The organism is Kitasatospora sp. NPDC023385 (genome assembly GCF_055664045.1).
In genome coordinates, this window is sequence record NZ_JBVOOL010000004.1 from 198028 (window position 1) to 220505 (window position 22478).

Here is a 22478-nt window from a genome sequence, read left to right on the forward strand (position 1 = left end):
GGCGCCAGCCGCCCCCGTGAACGGTGTCACTCTCTTGATCGACTGGAGTCCGGACGTCATGACCAACGAAGAGAAGCTGCTCGACCACCTCCGCTGGGTGACCGCCGAACTGCACCAGACCAAGAAGCGGCTGCACGACGCCGAGACGGCCGAGCCGATCGCGATCGTCGCGATGAGCTGCCGCTACCCCGGGGGCGTGACCAGCCCCGAGGACCTGTGGCAGCTCGTCCTCGACGGCCGCGACGCGGTCGGCCCCTTCCCCGACGACCGCGGCTGGGACACCGCGGCCGTCTACCACCCCGACCCGGACCAGCAGGGCACCACCTACGTCCGGGACGGCGGATTCCTCGACCGCGCCGACGAGTTCGACGCCGGCTTCTTCGGGATCTCGCCGCGCGAGGCCCTGGCCATGGACCCGCAGCAGCGGCTGCTGCTGGAGACCTCCTGGGAGGCCTTCGAGCGGGCCGGCATCGACCCGTCGTCCGTGCGCGGCAGCCGCACCGGCGTCTACGTCGGCGTCATGCACCACGACTACGCGTCTCGCCTGGACACCCTCCCGGAGGGCGTCGAGGTGTACGCCGGCAGCGGCAACGCGGGCAGCGTGGCCTCCGGCCGCATCTCCTACACCCTCGGCCTGGAGGGACCGGCCGTGACGGTGGACACGGCCTGCTCCTCCTCGCTGGTCACCCTGCACCTGGCCGCCCAGGCCCTGCGCCAGGGCGAGTGCACCCTGGCCCTGGCCGGCGGCGTCACGGTGATGTCGACGCTCGACCTGTTCGTCGACTTCAGCCAGCAGCGCGGCCTCGCCGCCGACGGCCGCTGCAAGCCCTTCGCCGCCGCCGCGGACGGCACCGGCTGGGGCGAGGGCGTCGGCCTGTTCCTGCTGGAACGGCTGTCGGACGCCCAGGCCAACGGGCACCCCGTGCTAGCCGTGCTCCGCGGCTCCGCCGTCAACCAGGACGGTGCGAGCAGCGGGCTGACCGTCCCCAACGGCCCCTCGCAGCAGCGGGTGATCCGGCAGGCCCTGGAGCAGGCCGGGCTGACGGCCGGCGAGGTCGACGCCGTCGAGGCGCACGGCACCGGCACGATGCTCGGCGACCCGATCGAGGCCCACGCGCTGCTCGCCACCTACGGGCGGGAACGCCCCGACGGCCGCCCGCTGTGGCTCGGTTCGGTCAAGTCCAACCTCGGGCACACCCAGGCCGCCGCGGGCGCGGCCGGCGTCATCAAGATGGTGATGGCGCTGCGCAACGGCGTGCTCCCCAAGACCCTGCACGTGGACGAGCCGAGCCCGCAGGTCGACTGGACCGCCGGCGACGTCCGGCTGCTGTCCGAGCGGACCGACTGGCCGCAGACCGGCCGTCCGCGCCGGGCGGGCGTGTCCTCCTTCGGGATCAGCGGGACCAACGCCCACGTCGTCCTCGAACAGGCCCCGGTCGAGGAGACCGAGTCCACCGAGCCCACCGAGCCCGCCGGGCCCACTGGCCGGCCCGAACTGCCGCTGGCAGCACTCCCGTTGGCGGCCCGCAGCACCGCGGCCGTACGGGAGCAGGCCGCCGCCCTCGCCGCCCGGCTCACCGGGACCGAGACCACCGCGGACCTCTCCGACCTCGGCTACTCGCTCGCCACCACCCGTACCGCCTTCGACCACCGGGCCGTCGTCCTCGGCGCCGACGCCACCGAGATCCGCGACGGGCTCCTCGCCCTCGCCGCCGGCACCCCCTCCGCAGCGGTCGTGCAGGGCAGCACGGGCAGCGGCGGGCGGACCGCCTTCCTGTTCACCGGGCAGGGCTCCCAGCGGGCCGGCACGGGACGGGCCCTGTACGGCGCCTACCCCGTGTTCGCCGAGGCCTTCGACGCGGCCTGCCGTGAACTCGACCGCTACTTCGACACCCCCGTCCGCGACGTCGCCTTCGCGGCGGAGGACAGCGCGAACGCCCGACTGCTCCACCGCACCGAGTACACCCAGGCCGGCCTCTTCGCCCTCGAAGTCGCGCTCTTCCGGCTGACCGAGAGCTGGGGCATCCGCCCCGACGTGCTGCTCGGCCACTCCATCGGCGAGCTCGTGGCGGCGCACGTCGCCGGCCTGCTGACGCTGCCGCAGGCCTGCGCCCTCGTCGCCGCGCGCGGCAGGCTCATGCAGTCGCTGCCCGAGGGCGGCGCCATGCTCTCCGTCGAGGCGGCGGAGGACGACGTCCGCCCGCTGCTCGCCGGCTTCGAGGGCCGCGCGGACATCGCGGCCGTCAACGGCCCCGCCGCCGTGGTCCTCTCGGGCGACGAGGACGCCATCGACGCCCTCGCCCGGCTGCTCACCGGCCGCCGCACCAAGCGGCTGCGGGTCAGCCACGCCTTCCACTCGCCGCGCATGGAGCCGATGCTCGACCGCTTCCGCAGCGTCGTCGAACGACTGGACTTCCGCCCCCCGACCATCCCGATCGTCTCCAACGTCACCGGCCGGATCGCCACGGCCGAGGAGCTCAGCACACCCGAGTACTGGGTGCGCCACGTCCGCGAGGCGGTGCGCTTCCACGACGGCGTACGGGCCCTCGACGCCCACGGCGTCACCACGTACCTGGAGCTCGGCCCCGACGGCGTGCTGAGCGCCATGGGACAGCTCTGCCTCGCCGACACCCCGCGGGACGCCCGCTGGAGCTCCGTGCTGCGCCGCGGCACGGACGAGGTGCGCAGCCTCGGCCGCGCCGTCGCCGAGGTCCACACCCACGGCACGGGCGTCGACTGGGCGGCCGTCCTTCCGGGCGCCGCGCGGGTCGACCTGCCGACCTACCCGTTCCAGCGGGAGCGGTACTGGCTGGAGGCCGGCGCCGACGCCGGCGACGTGGCCTCGGCCGGTGTGGAGGCCGTCGGCCACCCGCTGCTCGGCGCGATGGTGGTGCTGGCGGGGTCCGACGGCTTCGTGTTCACCGGCCGGCTGTCGCTGCGCTCCCAGGCGTGGCTGGCCGACCACACCGTGCACGGCGTCGTGCTGCTGCCCGGAACCGCCCTGGTGGAACTGGCCGTTCGGGCCGGGGACCAGGTCGGCTGCGGCCGGCTGGAGGAGCTGACGCTCGAAGCGCCGCTCGTCCTGCCGGAGCACGGCGAACTCCAGCTCCAGGTCGCCGTGGACGCGGCCGACGGCACCGACCGGCGGACCGTCACCGTCTACGCCCGAGGGGCGGACGGCGAGTGGACCCGGCACGCCAAGGGCGTCGTCGCCCGGGAGGCCGCGGGCCGGAGCGAGGCGGTCCCGGCCGCGGCGGAGACCTGGCCGCCTGTCGGCGCCGAGCCGCTCGACCTCGCGGACTTCTACCCCCGACGGGCGGCGGCCGGCTTCGGCTACGGCCCGGCCTTCCAGGGCCTGCGGGCGGCCTGGCGGCGCGGTGCGGAGGTGTTCGCGGAGGTCCGGCTGGACCAGGAGCAGCAGGAGGCGGCCCGGTTCGGCCTGCACCCGGCGCTGCTCGACGCCGCCCTCCAGGCGATGGGCGTCGGGGCCCTGCTGCCCGAGGACGGCGCCGCCCGGCTGCCGTTCGCGTGGAGCGGCGTCACGCTCCACGCCGCCGGCGCCGCGGCCCTGCGGGTGCGGCTGGTCTCCGCGGGCGACGAAGCCGTGTCGCTGACCGCGACGGACGAGCGGGGCCTGCCGGTCGTGACCGTCGACTCGCTCACCCTGCGGCAGCTGGCCGCAGGACAGCTCGCCCCGACCGGTGACGCCCTCTTCCGGCTGGACTGGGTGGCGCTCGGCAACCCGTCGAAGGAGGGGGGTTGGTCCGGGTCGGTGGAGTTGGTGGAGGTGGATACCTCTGGGGGTGTGCGGGCTGTGGTGCACGGGGTGTTGGCCTTGGTGCAGGGGGTGTTGGCCGGGGATGACGCTTCGCGTCGGTTGGTGTTCGTGACGCGTGGTGCGGTGTCGGGTTCGGCCGGGGACGGGTTGGTGGATCCGGCGGCTGCGGCGGTGTGGGGTCTGGTGCGGTCGGCGCAGTCGGAGCATCCGGGTCGGTTCGTGCTGGTGGATGTGGATGGTTCGCCGGAGTCGTCGGCGCTGGTGGGTGTTGTGGCGGTGGGGGTGGAGTCGCAGGTCGCGGTGCGTGCGGGTGTGGTGTCGGTGCCTCGGCTGGTGCGTGCGGGGCTGGACTCGTCGGGCGGTGGTGTGGGGTTCGCGCCTGGTGGGACGGTGTTGGTCACGGGTGGTCTGGGGGTGTTGGGTCGGTTGGTGGCCCGGCACTTGGTGGAGGTTCACGGGGTCCGTCATCTGGTGTTGACGGGTCGTCGCGGTCTGGCGTCGGAGGGTGCTGCGGAGTTCGTGGCGGAGTTGGCCGGGTTGGGTGCGTCGGCGTGTGTGGTGGCGTGTGATGCGGCGGACCGTGCGGCGTTGGCGGAGCTGTTGGACGGTGTCCCGGCCGGTCGGCCGTTGACTGCGGTGGTCCATGCGGCGGGTGTGTTGGACGACGGTGTGGTGGAGTCGTTGACGCCTGCGCGGGTGGACGGGGTGTTGCGTCCGAAGGTGGATGCGGTGGTGAGCCTGCATGAGTTGACGGCGGGTCTGGGGTTGTCGGCGTTCGTGGTGTTCTCGTCGGCGTCGGGGGTCCTGGGGGCTCCTGGGCAGGGGAGTTACGCGGCGGCGAACGCGTTCCTGGACGGGTTCGCGCAGTACCGTCGTGGTCTTGGTCTGCCCGCCACGTCGTTGGCGTGGGGTCTGTGGGCTGAGCGCAGTGGGATGACGGCGGGTCTGGGTGCGGTGGAGGTGGGGCGGATCTCGCGGGGCGGGATGCTGCCGCTGTCCACGCAGGAGGGTCTTGCGCTCTTCGACGCCGGCCTCATCCACGACCACCCCGTGCTGTACCCGATGCGCCTGGACCGCGCCTCGCTGCGCACCGCGAGCGAACTGCCGCCCGTCCTGCGCGGACTGGTGACGGCCCCGGTCCGGAGGAACGCCGCCGCGACGGCCGACACCGGCCCGACCGACGGCAACCGCCTCGCCCGCAGCCTCGCCAACCTCCCCGAGGCCCAGCAGGAGCGGGTGCTGCTCGACCTGGTGGCCACCGAGGTGGCAGCCGTGCTGGGCCTGGCGGCCAACGAACCGCTCGACCCCACCCGGGTGTTCAAGGACCTCGGCTTCGACTCCCTCACCGCCGTCGAGCTGCGCAACCGGCTCGGCGCCGCCACCGGACTGCGCCTGCCCGCGACCCTCGCCTTCGACCAGCCCAGCCCGTCGGCCCTCGCCGGCCACCTCCGGACCCGACTGCTCGAAGGCCGCACCGCCCTCCCGACGGCGGGCGCGACCACGGCCGCGCCGGTCGACGAGCCGATCGCCATCGTCGGCATGAGCTGCCGCTTCCCCGGCGGTGTCCGTACCCCCGAGGACCTCTGGGACCTCGTGGCGAACGGCGGCGACGCGATCAGCGGCTTCCCCGACGACCGCGGCTGGGACCTGGACGCCCTGTTCGACCCGGACCCCGAGCGCCAGGGAACCTCGTACGTCCGGGAGGGCGGATTCCTCGACGGGGCAGCCGACTTCGACCCGGTCTTCTTCGGGATCTCGCCCCGCGAGGCCCTGGCGATGGACCCGCAGCAGCGGCTCCTCCTGGAGGCCGCGTGGGAGACCTTCGAGCGGGCCGGGATCGCCCCGGCCTCGGTCCGAGGCAGCCAGACCGGCGTCTTCACCGGCGTGATGTACCACGACTACGTCAACCTGGTGCAGCACCAGGAGGGCCTGGAGGGCTACGCCGGCAACGGCAGCGCGGGCAGCATCGCCTCGGGCCGGATCGCCTACAGCCTCGGCCTCGAAGGGCCGGCCGTGACGATCGACACCGCCTGCTCCTCCTCGCTGGTCGCGATGCACCTGGCCAGCCAGGCGCTGCGCGAGGGCGAGTGCTCGCTGGCGCTCGCCGGCGGCGTCACCGTGATGTCCAGCCCGAACACCTTCGTCGAGTTCTCCCGTCAGCGCGGCCTCGCCGCCGACGGCCGCTGCAAGCCGTTCGCCGCCGGCGCCGACGGCACCTCCTGGTCGGAGGGCATCGGGCTGGTGCTGCTGGAGCGGCTGTCGGACGCGCGGCGCAACGGGCACCAGGTGCTGGCCGTGATCCGTAGCTCGGCGGTGAACCAGGACGGCGCCTCGAACGGGATGACCGCGCCCAACGGGCCCTCGCAGCAGCGCGTCATCACCATGGCGCTCCAGAAGTCGCGGCTGACGGCCGAGGACGTCGACGCGGTGGAGGCGCACGGGACGGGGACCTCGTTGGGGGATCCGATCGAGGCGCAGGCGTTGTTGGCGACGTACGGGCAGGGTCGTTCGGCGGACCGTCCGCTGTGGCTGGGGTCGGTGAAGTCGAATCTGGGGCACACGCAGGCGGCGGCGGGTGTGGCGGGTGTGATCAAGATGGTGCAGGCGATGCGGCACGGTGTGCTGCCGCGGACGCTGCATGTGGATGCGCCGTCGCCGCAGGTGGACTGGTCGGCGGGTGAGGTCGCGCTGTTGACGGAGGTCCGGGAGTGGCCGGAGACGGGGCGTCCGCGTCGTGCGGGGGTGTCCTCGTTCGGCATCAGCGGCACCAACGCGCACGTCGTCCTCGAACAGGCCCCGCAGAGTGCGGAGCCGGCTGCTCCGGCGGGCCCGGTGGCGGTTCCGCCGGTCGCCGTGCTCTCCGCGCGCAACGACGCCGCGCTCCGGGAGCAGGCCGCGCGACTGGCCGCCCGGGTCTCTGCGGACAACTCCCTGACCGTGGCCGACGTGGCCTTCTCCCTCGCGACGACCCGATCCCCGCTCGCCCGCCGGGCCGCGGTGGTGGCGGCGGACCGGGACGGGTTGCTGCGGGGGCTTGCGGCTCTGGCCGGGGGACGTCAGGCCAAGGAGCTGGTGGACGTCGCCGCTTCCGGCGGCAAGACGGTGTTCCTGTTCACCGGTCAGGGCTCCCAGAAGCCGGGCATGGGACGGGAGTTGTACGAGGCCTTCCCGGTGTTCGCGGCTGCGTTCGACGCGGTGTGCGCGGAGCTGGACAAGCACCTGGACGGTTCCGTCCGGGATGTCGTGTTCGGCGCGGATGCGGAGCTGCTGAACCGGACGGTGTGGGCCCAGGCGGGGCTGTTCGCCCTGGAGGTGGCGCTGTTCCGCCTGCTGGAGTCCTGGGGCATCTCGTCCGACCTCCTGCTCGGGCACTCGATCGGTGAGGTCGTCGCCGCCCATGTGGCGGGGGTGTTCTCGCTGGAGGACGCGGCCGCGCTGGTGGCCGCGCGCGGTCGGCTGATGCAGGCCCTGCCTGCCGGTGGCGCGATGCTGGCTGTCGGGGTGCCGGTCGAGGAGTCGGCGGAGCTGCTCGCCGGGTTCGCCGGCCGGGTCGACGTGGCCGCCGTGAACGGTCCGCGATCCGTGGTGTTCTCCGGTGCGGAGGAGGCCGTCGAGGAGCTGGCCGGACTGGTGCGCTCGGCGGGGCTGCGGGTGAAGCGCCTGTCGGTCAGCCACGCCTTCCACTCGCCGCTGATGGAGCCGATGCTGGCCGAGTTCGGCGCGGTCGTCAGCCGTCTGGCCGCGACCGAGCCCCGGATCCCGATCGTCTCCAACGTCACCGGCGCCCTCGCCACGACGGAGGAGCTGACCTCCCCCGACTACTGGGTCCGGCACGTCCGCCAGGCCGTGCTGTTCCACAACGGTGTCCGCACCGCAGCCCAGCTCGGCGCGGCCAGGTTCGTGGAGCTCGGTCCGGACGCCGTCCTGACGGCGCTCGCCCAGGACTGCCTCACCGGCACCGACTCCGCGACCGACTCCGCGACCGACGCTCACGTCTTCGCCTCCCTCCTGCGCCTCGACCGCCCCGAGGACCAGGCGGTCGCCGCCGCCCTGGGCGCGCTGCACTGCTGGGGCACCACCCCCGACTGGCGGGCCGTGTACGAGGGTTCGGGCGCGCACCGCGTCGACCTGCCCACGTACCCCTTCCAGCGTCAGCGCTACTGGCCCGACACCGCCCCGGCCGAGGTGCGCCGGACGCCGTCGCAGCAGCCGGCCGCCCCGGCGGAGAACGCCGCCGCGTCCTCCCCGACGCACGGGTTCGACTCGGCCGAGGACCCGGGTCGCGCCCTGCTCGACCTGGTCCGGGAGACCGTCGTCGCCGTGCTCGGGCACGACGCGCAGGAGACCGAGGACGTCGAACGCGCCTTCCGTGACCTCGGCTTCGACTCCATGACGGCCGTCGAGTTCCGCAACCGTCTGAACCGGGCGACCGGACTGAGCCTGCCCACGACCCTGGTCTTCGACCACCCCACCCCCGCCGCACTGGTCCGGCACCTGCGGGCCGAACTGCTCGGGGGCGACGACCGGGCGCAGGTCGCGCACCGCACGGTCGGCAGCGACGAACCGATCGCGATCATCGGTATGAGCTGCCGCTTCCCGGGCGGGGCGAACTCCCCGGAGGAGCTGTGGCGGCTGGTCGACGGCGAGGTCGACGCCATCACGCCGTTCCCGGCCGACCGGGGATGGAACCTCGACGCCCTCCACGACCCCGACGCCGACCGGATCGGCACGACCTACACCCGGGGCGGTGGATTCCTGCACGACGCCGCCGAGTTCGACGCCGGCTTCTTCGGGATCTCGCCGCGCGAGGCGCTGGCGATGGACCCGCAGCAGCGGCTCCTGCTCGAAACGAGCTGGGAGGCGTTCGAGCGGGCCGGTGTGACGCCCGAGTCGGTTCGCGGCAGCGGCACCGGCGTGTTCGTCGGCACCAACGGCCAGGACTACACGGCGCTCGTCTCGGCGTCCGCGGAGAACCTGGAGGGGTACCTCGGCACGGGTGGTGCCGGGAGTGTCGCCTCCGGCCGGATCGCGTACACGCTCGGCCTCGAAGGACCGGCGCTGACGGTGGACACCGCCTGTTCCTCGTCGCTGGTCGCACTGCACCTGGCCGCCGAGGCGCTGCGGCGCGGGGAGTGCTCGCTCGCGCTGGCCGGCGGGGTGACCGTCATGTCCACCCCGGTGTCGTTCATCGAGTTCAGCCGCCAGCGCGGCCTGTCGCCGGACGGCCGCTGCAAGCCGTTCGCCGCCGCGGCCGACGGCACGGGCTGGTCGGAGGGCGCGGGCATGCTGCTCGTGGAGCGGCTCTCGGACGCCCGGCGCAACGGGCACCGGGTGCTGGCCGTGATCCGTGGCTCGGCCGTCAACCAGGACGGCGCGTCGAACGGCCTGACCGCGCCCAACGGCCCGTCCCAGCAGCGGGTGATCCGCCAGGCCCTCGCCAACGCGGGTCTGACCGGCGCCGACGTCGACGCCGTGGAGGCGCACGGCACGGGCACGGCCCTCGGCGACCCGATCGAGGCGCAGGCGCTGCTCGCCACCTACGGCCGCGGGCGCCCCGACGACCGACCGCTGTGGCTCGGTTCGATCAAGTCCAACATCGGGCACACCCAGGCCGCGGCCGGCGTGGCGGGCGTGATCAAGACGGTCATGGCGATGCGCAACGGCGTGCTGCCGAGGTCGCTGAACCTGGACGAGCCGACTCCGCACGTCGACTGGACCTCCGGCGCCGTGGCGCTGCTGACGGAACGCCAGGAGTGGCCGGAGGCGGGCCGGCCGCGTCGGGCCGCCGTGTCCTCGTTCGGCATGAGCGGCACCAATGCGCACCTCGTGCTCGAACAGGCCCCGGCGGAGGCCGAGACGGCCCCGGCCGCCCCACTGTCGTCCACCCTCCCGGTGGTGTGGCCGCTGTCGGCCAAGACGGCGGAGGCGCTGCGCGCCCAGGCCGAGCGGCTGGGCTCGTACCTCGCCTCCCGTCCGGATGCGGACCTCGGCGCGATCGGGCGCGAGCTCGCGGTGGCCCGTACGGCCTTCGCCCGCCGCGCCGTGCTGACCGCTGCCGACCGCGTGGAACTCCTCGGCGCGCTGCAGGGCCTGGCGGGCGGTGCGGGGGAGATCCAACTCGCCCGGGAAAGCGGGAAGTTGGCGTTCCTGTTCACCGGTCAGGGTTCCCAGCGGTTGGGGATGGGTCGGGAGTTGTACGGGGCGTTCCCGGTGTTCGCGGGTGCGTTCGATGCGGTGTGTGCGGAGTTGGACGGGCACCTGGACGGTTCGGTCCGGGATGTGGTGTTCGGTGCGGATGCCGGGTTGCTGAACCGGACGGTGTGGGCGCAGGCGGGGTTGTTCGCGTTGGAGGTGGCGCTGTTCCGGTTGGTGGAGTCGTGGGGTGTGCGCCCGGACGTCCTGCTGGGGCATTCGATCGGTGAGGTGGCGGCGGCGCATGTGGCGGGGGTGTTCTCGTTGGAGGACGCTGCCGCGCTGGTGGCGGCGCGGGGGCGGCTGATGCAGGCGCTGCCTGCGGGTGGCGCGATGCTCGCGGTGGCTGTGACGCCCGAGGTTGCGGCAGAACTCCTGGCCGGTTGTGAGGGCTTGGTCGATGTGGCCGCGGTCAACGGTCCCCGGTCGGTGGTGCTTTCGGGCGACGCGGAGGCGATCGAGAAGATCGAGCAGGACGCAGTGGCAGCCGGTCACCGGGCGAAGCGCCTGTCGGTGAGCCACGCCTTCCACTCGCCGTTGATGGAGCCGATGCTGGCCGAGTTCGGTGCAGTGGTCAGCCGTCTGGCGGCGGCTGCGCCCCGGATCCCGGTGGTCTCCAACGTGACCGGCGCGCTCGCTACCGCGGAGGAGTTGACGTCCCCGGACTACTGGGTGCGGCATGTCCGCCAGGCGGTGCTGTTCCACGACGGCATCCGCACCACCTCGGAACTGGGCGCGACCCGTTTCGTGGAGCTCGGCCCGGACGGCGTGCTCTCCGCGATGGTGCAGGGCATCCTCACCGGCCCGGAGAACGGAGCGGCGCCCGAGGCCGTGACGATTCCGCTGCTGCGCAAGGGCAGGCCCGAGCCGCGGAGCTTCATCGACGCGCTCGGACGGGCGCACGCCGCCGGTGTGCCGGTCGACCGGTCGGCGCTCTTCGGTACGACCGCGGCCTCCGCCCCCGACCTTCCGACGTACGCCTTCCAGCGTGAGCGGTACTGGCCGACCCCGGCCGAGCGGGCCGAGCTGCCCGCGTGGCTGGGCGGCGCCGCGGGCGCGTCCACGCTGGACGAGCTGCTGTACCGCGTCACGTGGGCGCCGCTCGCCGGACAGGTGCCGGCTGTGTTGGCGGGGCGGTGGTTGGTGGTGTCGGCGGATGGGTGTGCCGATGTGGCGGCGGTGTTGGGTGCGGCGGGTGCCGAGGTCGTGGAGTGTGCGGCGGGGGAGGTGCCGGAGGCGCTGGCGGGTGGTGCGTTGAGTGGTGTGGTGTCGTGCCTGGAGTCGTCGGGTGCGGTGTTGTCGCTGGTGCGGGTGTTGGGTGAGTCGGGTGTGTCGGCGCCGTTGTGGTGTGTGACGCGGGGTGCGGTGTCGGTGGGCGACGCTGATGTCGCGCCGGTTGCCTCGCTGGCTCAGGTCTGGGGGCTGGGGCGGGTGGTGGCGCTGGAGCGGTCCCAGGTGTGGGGTGGTCTGGTGGACGTCCCGGGTGTGTTGGACGCCGAGGCCGGTTCATGGCTGGTGCGGGTGGTGTCCGGTGCGGTGGGTGAGGACCAGGTGGCGGTCCGCGCAGGCGGTGCGTACGGCCGCCGACTGGTGCGCGAATCCTCCGGCGCCAGCGCCGCACCGTCCGGTGCGGAGTGGCGGGCCCCCGGCTCGGTGCTGGTCACCGGTGGCACCGGAGCGCTGGGCGCGCACGTCGCGCGCTGGCTGGCCGGCCGCGGCGCCGAGCGGCTGGTGCTCACCGGCCGGCGGGGCATCGAGGCCCCCGGTGCGCGCGAACTGGCGGACGAGCTGGAGCAGTTGGGAACGGCGGTGACGGTGGCGGCGTGCGATGTCGCCGATCGGGAGTCCCTGGCGGCCCTGCTCGCCGAGCACCCGGTCGGCGCGGTGTTCCACGCGGCGGGCGTCCTGGACGACGGCGTGGTGGAGTCGCTGACCGAGGAGCGGCTGGCCCGGGTGCTGCGGCCGAAGGCCGACGCGGCCGATCACCTCGACGAGCTGACCAGGGGCCTGGACCTCTCGGCGTTCGTGCTGTTCTCCTCCGTCGCCGGTTCGGTCGGCGGTGCGGGGCAGGGCAACTACGCGGCGGCCAACGCCCACCTGGACGCCCTGGCCGAGCGCCGCCGCGCCCAGGGACTCCCGGCCACCTCCATCGCCTGGGGCCCCTGGGCCGCCGGCGGCATGGCGACCGACCCGGCCGTCGCGGCCCGGATGCGGCTCGCCGGGATGTCGCCCCTGCGCCCCGACACCGCGTTCTCGGCGCTCGAACGGCTCCTCGCCGACGGGCGGCCCACGGCGACGGTCGTCGACATCGACTGGGCACGGTTCGCGCCCGGCTTCACCTCGGCCCGTCCGAGCCCGCTGCTCGACGCGATCCCCGAGGCCGTGCGCACCGCGCCCCAGGACGGCCCGGCCGCCGCCGGCTCCGGCTTCGCCGAGCGGTTGGCCGCCCTGCCGGCGGCCGAGCGGCCGGATGCCGTACTGGAGCTGGTGCGCACCCACGTGGCCGGTGTGCTCGGGCACGGGACGGCCGGGCGCATCGATGCCGAACAGGCCTTCAAGGACCTGGGGTTCGACTCGCTGACGGCGGTCGAACTGCGCAACCGGCTCGGTGCGGCCACCGGCCTCGCCCTGCCCGCCACCCTGGTCTTCGACCACCCGGCGCCGTCCGCGCTCGCCGACCACCTGCTGGCCGAGCTCACCGGCGGCCCGGGCGGCACCGATCCGGAGGAGACGAGGATCCGGCAGGCGCTCGCCACCCTGCCGTTCTCCCGGATCCGGGAGGCCGGACTGATGGACGTCCTGCTGAAGCTCGCCGGCCTCGACGAGACGTCCTCGGCGCCGGCCGGGGACGCCCCGGCCGCCATCGACGAGATGGACGCCGACGCGCTGATTCAGCTGGCCCTGGGCAACAACGGATCCTGAGCGACCCGCCGGAAAGTGTGGAACTGAGAAATGGTTGCATCGAACGACAAGCTGCTGGAAGCGCTGCGGACCTCGCTCAAGGAGGCCGAGCGGCTGCGGGAGCAGAACCGCCGTCTCGCCGACGCCGCCCGTGAGCCCGTCGCGATCGTCGCGATGAGCTGTCGCTTCCCCGGCGGCGCGGACACCCCGCAGAAACTGTGGGAGACGCTCGTCGCGGGCCGGGACGCCGTGTCCCCCTTCCCTACCGACCGGGGCTGGGACCTGGAGGCCCTGTTCGACGAGGATCCGGACGCGGCGGGCCGCTCGTACGTCCGGGAGGGCGCGTTCCTCCACGAGGCGGGCGAGTTCGACGCGGGTTTCTTCGGGATCTCGCCGCGTGAGGCGCTGGCCATGGATCCGCAGCAGCGGCTGCTGCTGGAGACCTCCTGGGAGGCCTTCGAGCGGGCCGGCCTCGACCCGTCGGCCGTGCGCGGCAGCCGGACCGGCGTCTTCGTCGGCTCCAACGGCGGCGACTACGGCACCGTCCTGGTCGCCGGGCCCGAGGAGGTCGACGGCTACCTCGCCACCGGCAACGCGGGCAGCGTGCTGTCCGGCCGGATCTCCTACGCCCTCGGCCTGGAGGGACCGGCCGTCACGGTCGACACCGCCTGCTCCTCCTCCCTGGTGGCCCTCCACCTGGCCGCGCAGGCGCTGCGCAAGGAGGAGTGTTCGCTCGCCCTGGCCGGCGGGGTCACCGTGATGGCCAGCCCGACCACCTTCACCGAGTTCTCCCGGCAGCGCGGGCTGGCCTCGGACGGCCGCTGCAAGCCGTTCGCCGCGGCGGCGGACGGTACCGGCTGGGGGGAGGGCGTCGGCCTGCTGCTCCTGGAGCGGCTGTCGGATGCGCGGCGCAACGGGCACCGGGTGCTGGCCGTGATCCGCGGCTCGGCCGTCAACCAGGACGGCGCGTCCAACGGTCTGACGGCGCCCAACGGCCCCGCCCAGCAGCGGGTGATCCGCCAGGCCCTGTCCGACGCCCGGCTCGCGCCCGAGCAGGTCGACGCCGTCGAGGCGCACGGCACCGGCACCATGCTGGGAGACCCGATCGAGGCGCAGGCGCTGCTCGCCACCTACGGCCGGGAGCGCCCGGAGGACCGGCCGCTGTGGCTCGGTTCGATCAAGTCGAACATCGGGCACACCCAGGCCGCGGCCGGCGTGGCGGGCGTCATCAAGATGGTGCTGGCGATGCGCAACCGGCTCCTGCCCAGGACCCTGCACGTGGACGAGCCCACACCGCAGGTCGACTGGTCCGCGGGCGCGGTGTCGCTGCTGACCGAGGCCCGGCCCTGGGACGGGACGGGCGAGCCCCGGCGTGCGGCCGTGTCCTCGTTCGGCATGAGCGGCACCAACGCGCACGTGATCCTGGAGGAGAGCGAGGAGTTCGAGCAGACCGAGCCGGCTGAACCGGAAACCCAGACCCCGGTCGACGCTGAACTGCCCTGGATCCTCTCCGCGAAGTCCGAGGAGGCGCTGCGCGCCCAGGCCCGCGAACTGGTCGCCTTCCTCGGGTCCGTCCCCGGTCCGGCGCTCGCCGACGCTGCCTGCTCGCTCGCCACCGCGCGCGCCCGCTTCGAACACCGCGCCGTCGTCGTCGCCGCCGGACAGGACGGTGTCCGCGAGGCGCTGTCGGCCCTCGCCGCGGGCGAGCCGGCCGGCCGGCTCGTCGAAGGCCGGGCGCCCCACGCCGTGAAGCCGGTGTTCGTGTTCCCGGGGCAGGGGTCTCAGTGGGTCGGGATGGCGGTGGAGTTGGCGCGGGTGTCGCCGGTGTTCGCGGCGCGGTTGGCGGAGTGCGGGGAGGCGTTGTCGGGGTTCGTGGACTGGTCGCTCGATGAGGTGCTGGGTGATGAGGCGGCGCTGGCGCGGGTGGATGTGGTGCAGCCCGTGTTGTGGGCGGTGATGGTGTCGCTGGCTTCGTTGTGGCGTTCCTTCGGTGTGGTGCCGGCTGCGGTGGTGGGTCATTCGCAGGGGGAGATCGCGGCTGCGTGTGTGTCCGGGGCGTTGAGTTTGGTGGACGGGGCGCGGGTGGTGGCGTTGCGTTCGCGGGCGTTGCTGGCGTTGTCGGGGCGTGGCGGGATGGTGGCGGTGCCGGTGGGCCGGGCCGAGGCTGAGGCGCTGTTGGTGGACGGGTTGTCGGTGGCGGCGGTGAACGGGCCGCGTTCGGTGGTGGTCTCGGGTGCGGTGGGGCCGTTGGAGGAGTTGTTGGCGCGGGTGGAGGGTGCGCGTCGGGTTCCGGTGGACTACGCGTCGCATTCGGCGCAGGTGGAGGGGCTTGAGGGGGAGTTGCTGGAGGTGTTGGCGGGTCTTCGGCCGGGGAAGGCGGAGGTGCCGTTCCTGTCGACGGTGACGGGTGAGTGGTTGGAGGGGGGTGAGCTGGATGCGGGGTACTGGTACCGCAATCTGCGCCAGACCGTGCGTTTTGAGGAGGCCGCCGGTCAACTGGCCGCGCAGGGCCACGTGTTCATCGAGGTCAGCCCCCACCCGGTCCTGGTCCCGGGTCTGGACGCCCCGGCCCTCGGCACCCTGCGACGCCAGGACGGCGGCCTGAGCCGCTTCCTGCTCTCCGCGGCCGACGCACACGTCCGCGGCGTGCCCGTCGACTGGTCTCCCGTCCTCGACGGCGCCGGCCGGACCGAACTGCCCACCTACCCCTTCCAGCGGCAGCGGTACTGGCCGCGCCCCGGCACCGTGGTGCCGGTCGGCCAGGATCCCGCGGACGCCGCGTTCTGGGCCGCCGTCGAGCGGTCCGACCTGCCCGCGATCGCCGACGAACTCGGCGCCGGGGCCGACGAGTTGACGGGCCTGGCGGATGCCCTGCCGGTGCTGTCGTCCTGGCGCCGGACGCGCCGCGAGCAGGCCGACGCCGACTCCTGGCGCTACCGCGTCACGTGGGCGCCGCTCGCCGGCCAGGTGCCGGCTGTGTTGGCGGGGCGGTGGTTGGTGGTGTCGGCGGATGGGTGTGCCGATGTGGCGGCGGTGTTGGGTGCGGCGGGTGCCGAGGTCGTGGAGTGTGCGGCGGGGGAGGTGCCGGAGGCGCTGGCGGGTGGTGCGTTGAGTGGTGTGGTGTCGTGCCTGGAGTCTTCGGGTGCGGTGTTGTCGCTGGTGCGGGTGCTGGGTGAGTCGGGTGTGTCGGCGCCGTTGTGGTGTGTGACGCGGGGTGCGGTGTCGGTGGGCGACGCTGATGTCGCGCCGGTTGCCTCGCTGGCTCAGGTCTGGGGGCTGGGGCGGGTGGTGGCGCTGGAGCGGTCCCAGGTGTGGGGTGGTCTGGTGGACGTCCCGGGTGTGTTGGACGCCGAGGCCGGTTCGTGGCTGGTGCGGGTGGTGTCCGGTGCGGTGGGTGAGGACCAGGTGGCGGTCCGCGCAGGCGGCGCCTACGGCCGCCGACTGGTGCGCGACGGGCGGGGCGCCCGCAGCGGGCCGGCGCCGGCCGCGTCCCTGGACGTCTCCGGCACGACACTGATCACCGGTGGCACCGGAGCGCTGGGCGCGCACGTCGCGCGCTGGCTGGCCGGCCGCGGCGCCGAGCGGCTGCTGCTCACCGGCCGACGGGGCCCGGATGCCCCGGGCGCCCGCGAACTGGCCGCGGAACTGGAGCAGTTGGGCACGAAGGTCACGCTGGCCGCCTGTGACGCGGGTGACCGCGAGGCACTCGCCCGGCTGCTCGCCGAGCACCCGGTCGGTGCGGTGTTCCACGCGGCGGGCGTCCTGGACGACGGCGTGGTGGAGTCGCTGACCGAGGAGCGGCTGGCCCGGGTGCTGCGGCCGAAGGCCGACGCGGCCGATCACCTCGACGAGCTGACCAGGGGCTCGGACCTCTCGGCGTTCGTGCTCTTCTCCTCCTTCGCCGGCGCCGTGGGCGGCGCCGGGCAGGGCAACTACGCGGCGGCCAACGCTCACCTGGACGCCCTGGCCGAGCGCCGCCGCGCCCAGGGCCTCCCGGCCACCTCCATCGCCTGGGGCTCCTGGGGCGGTTCGGGCCTCGCCACGGAGACCGAGGTCGTCACCGAGCGGCTCCGGCGCGGCGGCATGCTGCCGATGGCACCGGAGTCGGCGATCGCCGCCCTCGAACAGGCACTGCTCCGGGACGAGACCCATCTGGTCGTCGCCGCGGTGGACTGGGAGCGCTTCGGACCCGCCTTCGTCACCGGCCGGCCGAGCCCGCTGCTGTCCCGGCTCCCCGAGGTGCAGTCGCTCGCCGGGGCGGCCGAGGACGCGACGACGACCGGCGGCGCCCTGCGGGACTCGCTGCGCGGCAAGGACGCCGCCGAGCGGGAGGACGCACTCCTCGCGCTCGTCCGCGGCCATGTCGCGGCCGTCCTCGGCCACGGCTCGCTCGAAGCGGTCGCCGTCACCCGCGCGTTCAAGGAAGCCGGATTCGACTCGCTGACCGCCGTCGAACTGCGCAACCGCCTCGCCGCCTCCACCGGGCTGACCCTGCCGGCCACCCTGGTCTTCGACCACCCGACCCCCGCGGCACTCGCCGCCCACCTGGGCGCCGAACTCGCCGAGGACGGCCCCGCCGGGGGCGGCTCGCCACAGGAGGGCCTCGACCGGCTGGAACACGCCCTGGAACGGCTCGGCTCCGGCTCGCCCGAACACACCCGGATCATGCTCCGCATGCAGGCCCTCGTCTCCCGGTGGCGGGACTCCGACGAGGAGCGACCCGCGGAGTCCGAGGACTTCGACTCCGTCTCCGACGACGACCTCTTCGGCCTCATCGGCGAGAAGTTCGGCATCGCATGAACCGGCATCCCGGCACCACGACGCCGATGAACGACCCCCATCCCGCACCAGGCACTTCCCCGACGGAGAACCAGCCCGTGTCCAACGAAGAAAAGCTCCGGTACTTCCTCAAGCGAGTGTCGACAGAGCTGGAGCAGACGCAGGAGCGCCTCCGGGACAGCGAGAGCCGGGACCACGAGCCCCTCGCGGTCATCGCGATGGGCTGCCGGTTCCCCGGCGGGGCGAACAGCCCCGAGGAGCTGTGGCGGCTGCTCGTCTCGGGCGGCGACGCCATGACCGGCTTCCCCACCGACCGGGGCTGGGACCTCCCGGCCCTGCTCGCGCCCGCCGCCGAGGGCGGCTCGCACGCGCGCCAGGCCGGCTTCCTGCCGGACGCGGCCGACTTCGACGCCGGGTTCTTCGGGATCTCCCCGCGCGAGGCCCTGGCCATGGACCCGCAGCAGCGGCTGCTGCTGGAGACCTCCTGGGAGGCCTTCGAGCGGGCCGGCATCGACCCCGGCTCGCTGCGGGGCGGCCGAACGGGAGTGTTCGTCGGAACCAACGGCCAGGACTACGCCCCGGTGGCGATCAACTCCACCGACGACCTCGCCGGACACATCATGACCGGCAACGCCGCGAGCGTGCTCTCCGGGCGCCTGTCCTACGTGTACGGGCTGGAAGGGCCCGCCGTGACGGTCGACACCGCCTGCTCGGCCTCGCTGGTCGCGCTCCACCTCGCCGCCCAGTCCCTGCGGCGCCGGGAGTGCGGGCTCGCCCTCGTCGGCGGCGCCACCGTGATGTCCATGCCCACGCTCTTCACCGAGTTCAGCCGCCAGGGCGGCCTCGCCCGCGACGGCCGCTGCAAGGCTTTCTCGGCCACGGCGGACGGCACCGGCTGGGGCGAAGGAGCAGGCATCCTGCTGCTGGAGCGGCTCTCGGACGCCCGGCGCAACGGCCACCAGGTGCTGGCCGTGCTCCGCGGCTCCGCCGTCAACCAGGACGGCGCCTCGAACGGGATCACCGCGCCCAACGGGCCCGCGCAGCAGCGGGTCATCGAACAGGCCCTCGGCAACGCCCGACTGACGGCCGACCAGGTCGACGCCGTGGAGGCGCACGGTACGGGCACCCAGCTCGGCGACCCCATCGAGGCGCAGGCACTGATCGCCACGTACGGGCGGAAGCGGCCGGCGGACCGTCCGCTGTGGCTGGGCTCGGTGAAGTCCAACCTGGGGCACACCCAGGCGGCCGCGGGCGTGGCCGGGGTCATCAAGATGGTGCTGGCGCTGCGGCACGGTGTGCTGCCGCAGACCCTGCACGTCGAGGAGCCGACCCCCCAGGTCGACTGGTCGGCCGGCACCGTACGGGTCCTCACCGAGAACGTCGACTGGCCGCGGACCGACCAGCCGCGCCGCGCGGGCGTCTCGTCCTTCGGCATCAGCGGGACCAACGCCCATGTGATCCTGGAGGAGGCGCCCCCGGTCGAGCGGCCGGACTCCTCGTCCACGGCCGCGGCGTCCCCGGCGTCGGTGTCGGGCCGTGCGGTGCCGATGGTGCTGTCCGCGCCGGACGAGGCCGGGCTCCGAGCCCAGGCGGGCTCGCTGCGGACCTTCCTCGCGGACCGTCCCGAGCTGCCCCTCCCGGCCGTGGGCCACTCCCTGGCGACGACGCGGGCCGTGCTGGATCGCCGGGCGGCGGTGGTGGTGGCGGACCGGGAGGGGTTGCTGCGAGGGCTTGCGGCTCTGGCAGAGGGGCGCTCGTGCCAGGAGGTGGTGGAGTCCGCTGCTTCGGGCGGGAAGCTGGCGTTCCTGTTCACCGGTCAGGGTTCCCAGCGGTTGGGGATGGGTCGGGAGTTGTACGGGGCGCTCCCGGTGTTCGCGGGTGCGTTCGATGCGGTGTGTGCGGAGTTGGACGGGCATCTGGGCGGTTCGGTCCGGGATGTGGTGTTCGGTGCGGATGCCGGGCTGTTGAACCGGACGGTGTGGGCGCAGGCGGGGTTGTTCGCGTTGGAGGTGGCGCTGTTCCGTTTGGTGGAGTCGTGGGGTGTGCGCCCGGACGTCCTGCTGGGGCATTCGATCGGTGAGGTGGCGGCGGCGCATGTGGCGGGGGTGTTCTCGTTGGAGGACGCTGCTGCGTTGGTGGCGGCGCGGGGTCGGCTGATGCAGGCACTGCCTGCGGGTGGCGCGATGCTCGCGGTCGGGATGCCGGCCGAAGAAGCGGGGAAGCTGCTCGTCGGCTGTGAGGGCCTGGTGGATGTGGCCGCCGTCAACGGCCCCCGCTCGGTGGTGCTCTCGGGCGACGCGGAGGCGATCGAGAAGATCGAGCAGGACGCAGTGGCGGCAGGCCACCGGGTCAAGCGCCTGTCGGTGAGCCACGCCTTCCACTCGCCGTTGATGGAGCCGATGCTGGCCGAGTTCGGTGCAGTGGTCAGCCGTCTGGCGGCGGCCGAGCCGAGGATCCCGGTCGTGTCCAACGTGACCGGCGCGCTCGCCACCACGGAGGAGCTGACGTCCCCGGACTACTGGGTGCGGCACGTCCGCCAGGCGGTGCTGTTCCACGACGGCATCCGCACCACCTCGGAACTGGGCGCGACCCGTTTCGTGGAGCTCGGCCCGGACGGCGTCCTGACGGCACTCGCCCAGGACTGCCTCACCGACACCGACAGCAACACCGACGCGCATGCCTTCGCCCCCCTCCTGCGCCGTGACCGCCCCGAAGACCAGACGGTCGCCGCCGCCCTGGGCGCGCTGCACTGCTGGGGCACCGCCCCCGACTGGCAGGCCGTGTACGAGGGTTCGGGCGCGCACCGCGTCGACCTGCCCACGTACCCCTTCCAGCGTCAGCGCTACTGGCCCCGGACGGCCCCCGCCGCAGGGGCGGTCGCGTCGGCTGCCCCGTCCTCGGCCGATCTGCAGTACCGGGCCGTCTGGCAGCCCGTCGGCGACCCCGGGGCCGCCACGCTCGACGGCACCTGGCTGGTGCTCGGGGCCGAGCGCGGCGCGGTGGGCGCTGCCCTGGCGGACCGCGGCGCCACGGTGATCGGCGCGGACCTGGCCGACGCGGCCCCGACCCGCCGGGACCTGGCCGTACGGCTGCGCGAAGTCGTCGGCGAAGACGAGGAGTTGGCCGGTGTCCTGCGGCTGCCGTCGGCCACTGGCGAGTCCGGGCTGACCGAGGTGCTGCTCCTGCAGCAGGCGCTGGGCGACGCCGGGATCGACGCGCCGCTGTGGTGCGTGACCAGGGGCGCCGTGGCCGTGGGCCCGGCCGAGCGGCTCGCCGACCCTGCGCAGGCCCAGGTCTGGGGACTCGGCCGGGCGGCGGCGCTGGAGGCCCCGGACCGCTGGGGCGGGCTGATCGACGTGCCGCAGACCTTCGACGAGGCCTCGCTGGCCCGGCTGTGCGGCGCCCTCGCCGGAGCCGGCGGCGAGGACCAACTGGCCGTCCGCGGCGACGGTCTGTACGTCCGCCGGCTGGTGCGCGCCCAGCGGGCGGCCGCGCCGGTCACCGCGTGGCGGCCGTCCGGTACGGTCCTGGTCACCGGCGGCACCGGGGCGCTCGGCGGGCACCTCGCCCGTCGGCTCGCCGACCTCGGCGTCGACCACCTGCTGCTGACCAGCCGCCGGGGCGCCGAGGCCGCCGGGGCCGCCGCGCTCGTGGCGGACCTGGAGGAGCGGGGCGCCCGGGTCACCGTCGCCGCCTGCGACGTGGCCGACCGCGGACAGCTCGCCGCCCTGCTCGCGACCGTCCCGGAGGAGTTCCCGCTCACCGCGGTGATGCACACGGCCGGCGTGCTCGACGACGGCGTGCTCGACTCGCTCACCCCGGACCGGCTCGCCACCGTGCTGCGGCCCAAGGTGGCGGCGACCCTCAACCTGCACGAGCTGACCCTGGCGAAGGAGCTGAGCGCGTTCGTGCTCTACTCCTCCTTCTCCGGCGCGGTCGGCGGCTCCGGCCAGGCCAACTACGCCGCCGCCAACGCCTTCCTGGACGCCTTCGCCGAGCAGCGCCGCGCCGACGGACTGCCCGCGACCGCCATCGCCTGGGGCGCCTGGGACGGCGGTGGCATGGCCGCCGGGGAGGCGGCCGTGAGCGACCGGCTCAGTCGGCACGGCGTGCGCGCCATGGCACCCGGGCGCGCACTCGACGGGCTGCAGCAGGCACTCGACCACGGCGACGCCTGCCTGGCGGTCGTCGACATCGACTGGAGCCGCTTCGCCCCGGGGTTCACCGCCGTCCGGCCGAGCCCGCTGCTGTCCGCGATACCCGAGGCGGTGCCGCGGGCCGCGGACGGCCCGGGACCGCGCGAGACGCTCACGACCCTGCCCGACGAGGAGCGGCTGCCGGCGCTGCTCGACCTGGTCCGCGCCCAGGCGGCCGCGGTGCTCGGCCACGGCGGCGCGGACAAGGTGGACGCCACCCGGCCGTTCCGCGACCTCGGCTTCGACTCCCTGATGGCGGTCGACCTGCGCAACGTGCTCGGCGCCGCCACCGGTCTCGCCCTGCCCGCGACCGTCGTGTTCGACCATCCGAACCCGCAGGCGCTGGCCAGGTTCCTGGACACCGAACTCGGCGGCACCGCCGTCACCCGGCTGCTCGCCGACCTCGGCCGGCTGGAGAGCGCCCTGCTCCGCCTCGACCCCGACGCGCTCCACACCGAGGTGCTGGGCCGTCTGGAAGCCCTCCTCGCGGTCGCCCGCGCCGCCGCCGTGGCCCATGGTCCCCATGGCTCCCACGGCTCCCATGAAACCGACGAATCCGCCGAGAGCCCCGCGCTGGACAGCGCGGACGACCTCTTCGCCTACATCGACCAGAAGTACGGAACCCGCTGAAC

At 74.2% G+C, this 22478-nt stretch carries 3 protein-coding genes; all 3 read left to right on the forward strand.

Going from position 1 to position 22478, the window contains the following annotated elements; genetic code table 11:
• Nucleotides 1-58: 58 nt before the first annotated feature.
• The 3 genes from AC0B61_RS08910 to AC0B61_RS08920 all read left to right on the forward strand — a co-directional run bounded on the left by AC0B61_RS08910 (nt 59) and on the right by AC0B61_RS08920 (nt 22476).
• Entirely contained in the window at nt 59-12892 is a 12834-nt protein-coding gene (locus AC0B61_RS08910) for an SDR family NAD(P)-dependent oxidoreductase (RefSeq protein WP_471739930.1), read from the forward strand.
• A gap of 30 nt (nt 12893-12922) precedes the next feature.
• The gene (locus tag AC0B61_RS08915; RefSeq protein WP_471739931.1) at nt 12923-17671 is read left to right on the forward strand and encodes a type I polyketide synthase; all 4749 of its coding nucleotides are present in this window, start codon (nt 12923-12925) and stop codon (nt 17669-17671) included.
• A 77-nt stretch (nt 17672-17748) separates the two neighbouring features.
• On the forward strand, nt 17749-22476 hold the full coding sequence (locus AC0B61_RS08920) for a type I polyketide synthase (protein ID WP_471739932.1): 4728 nt from the start codon (nt 17749-17751) through the stop codon (nt 22474-22476).
• Nucleotides 22477-22478 lie beyond the last annotated feature (2 nt).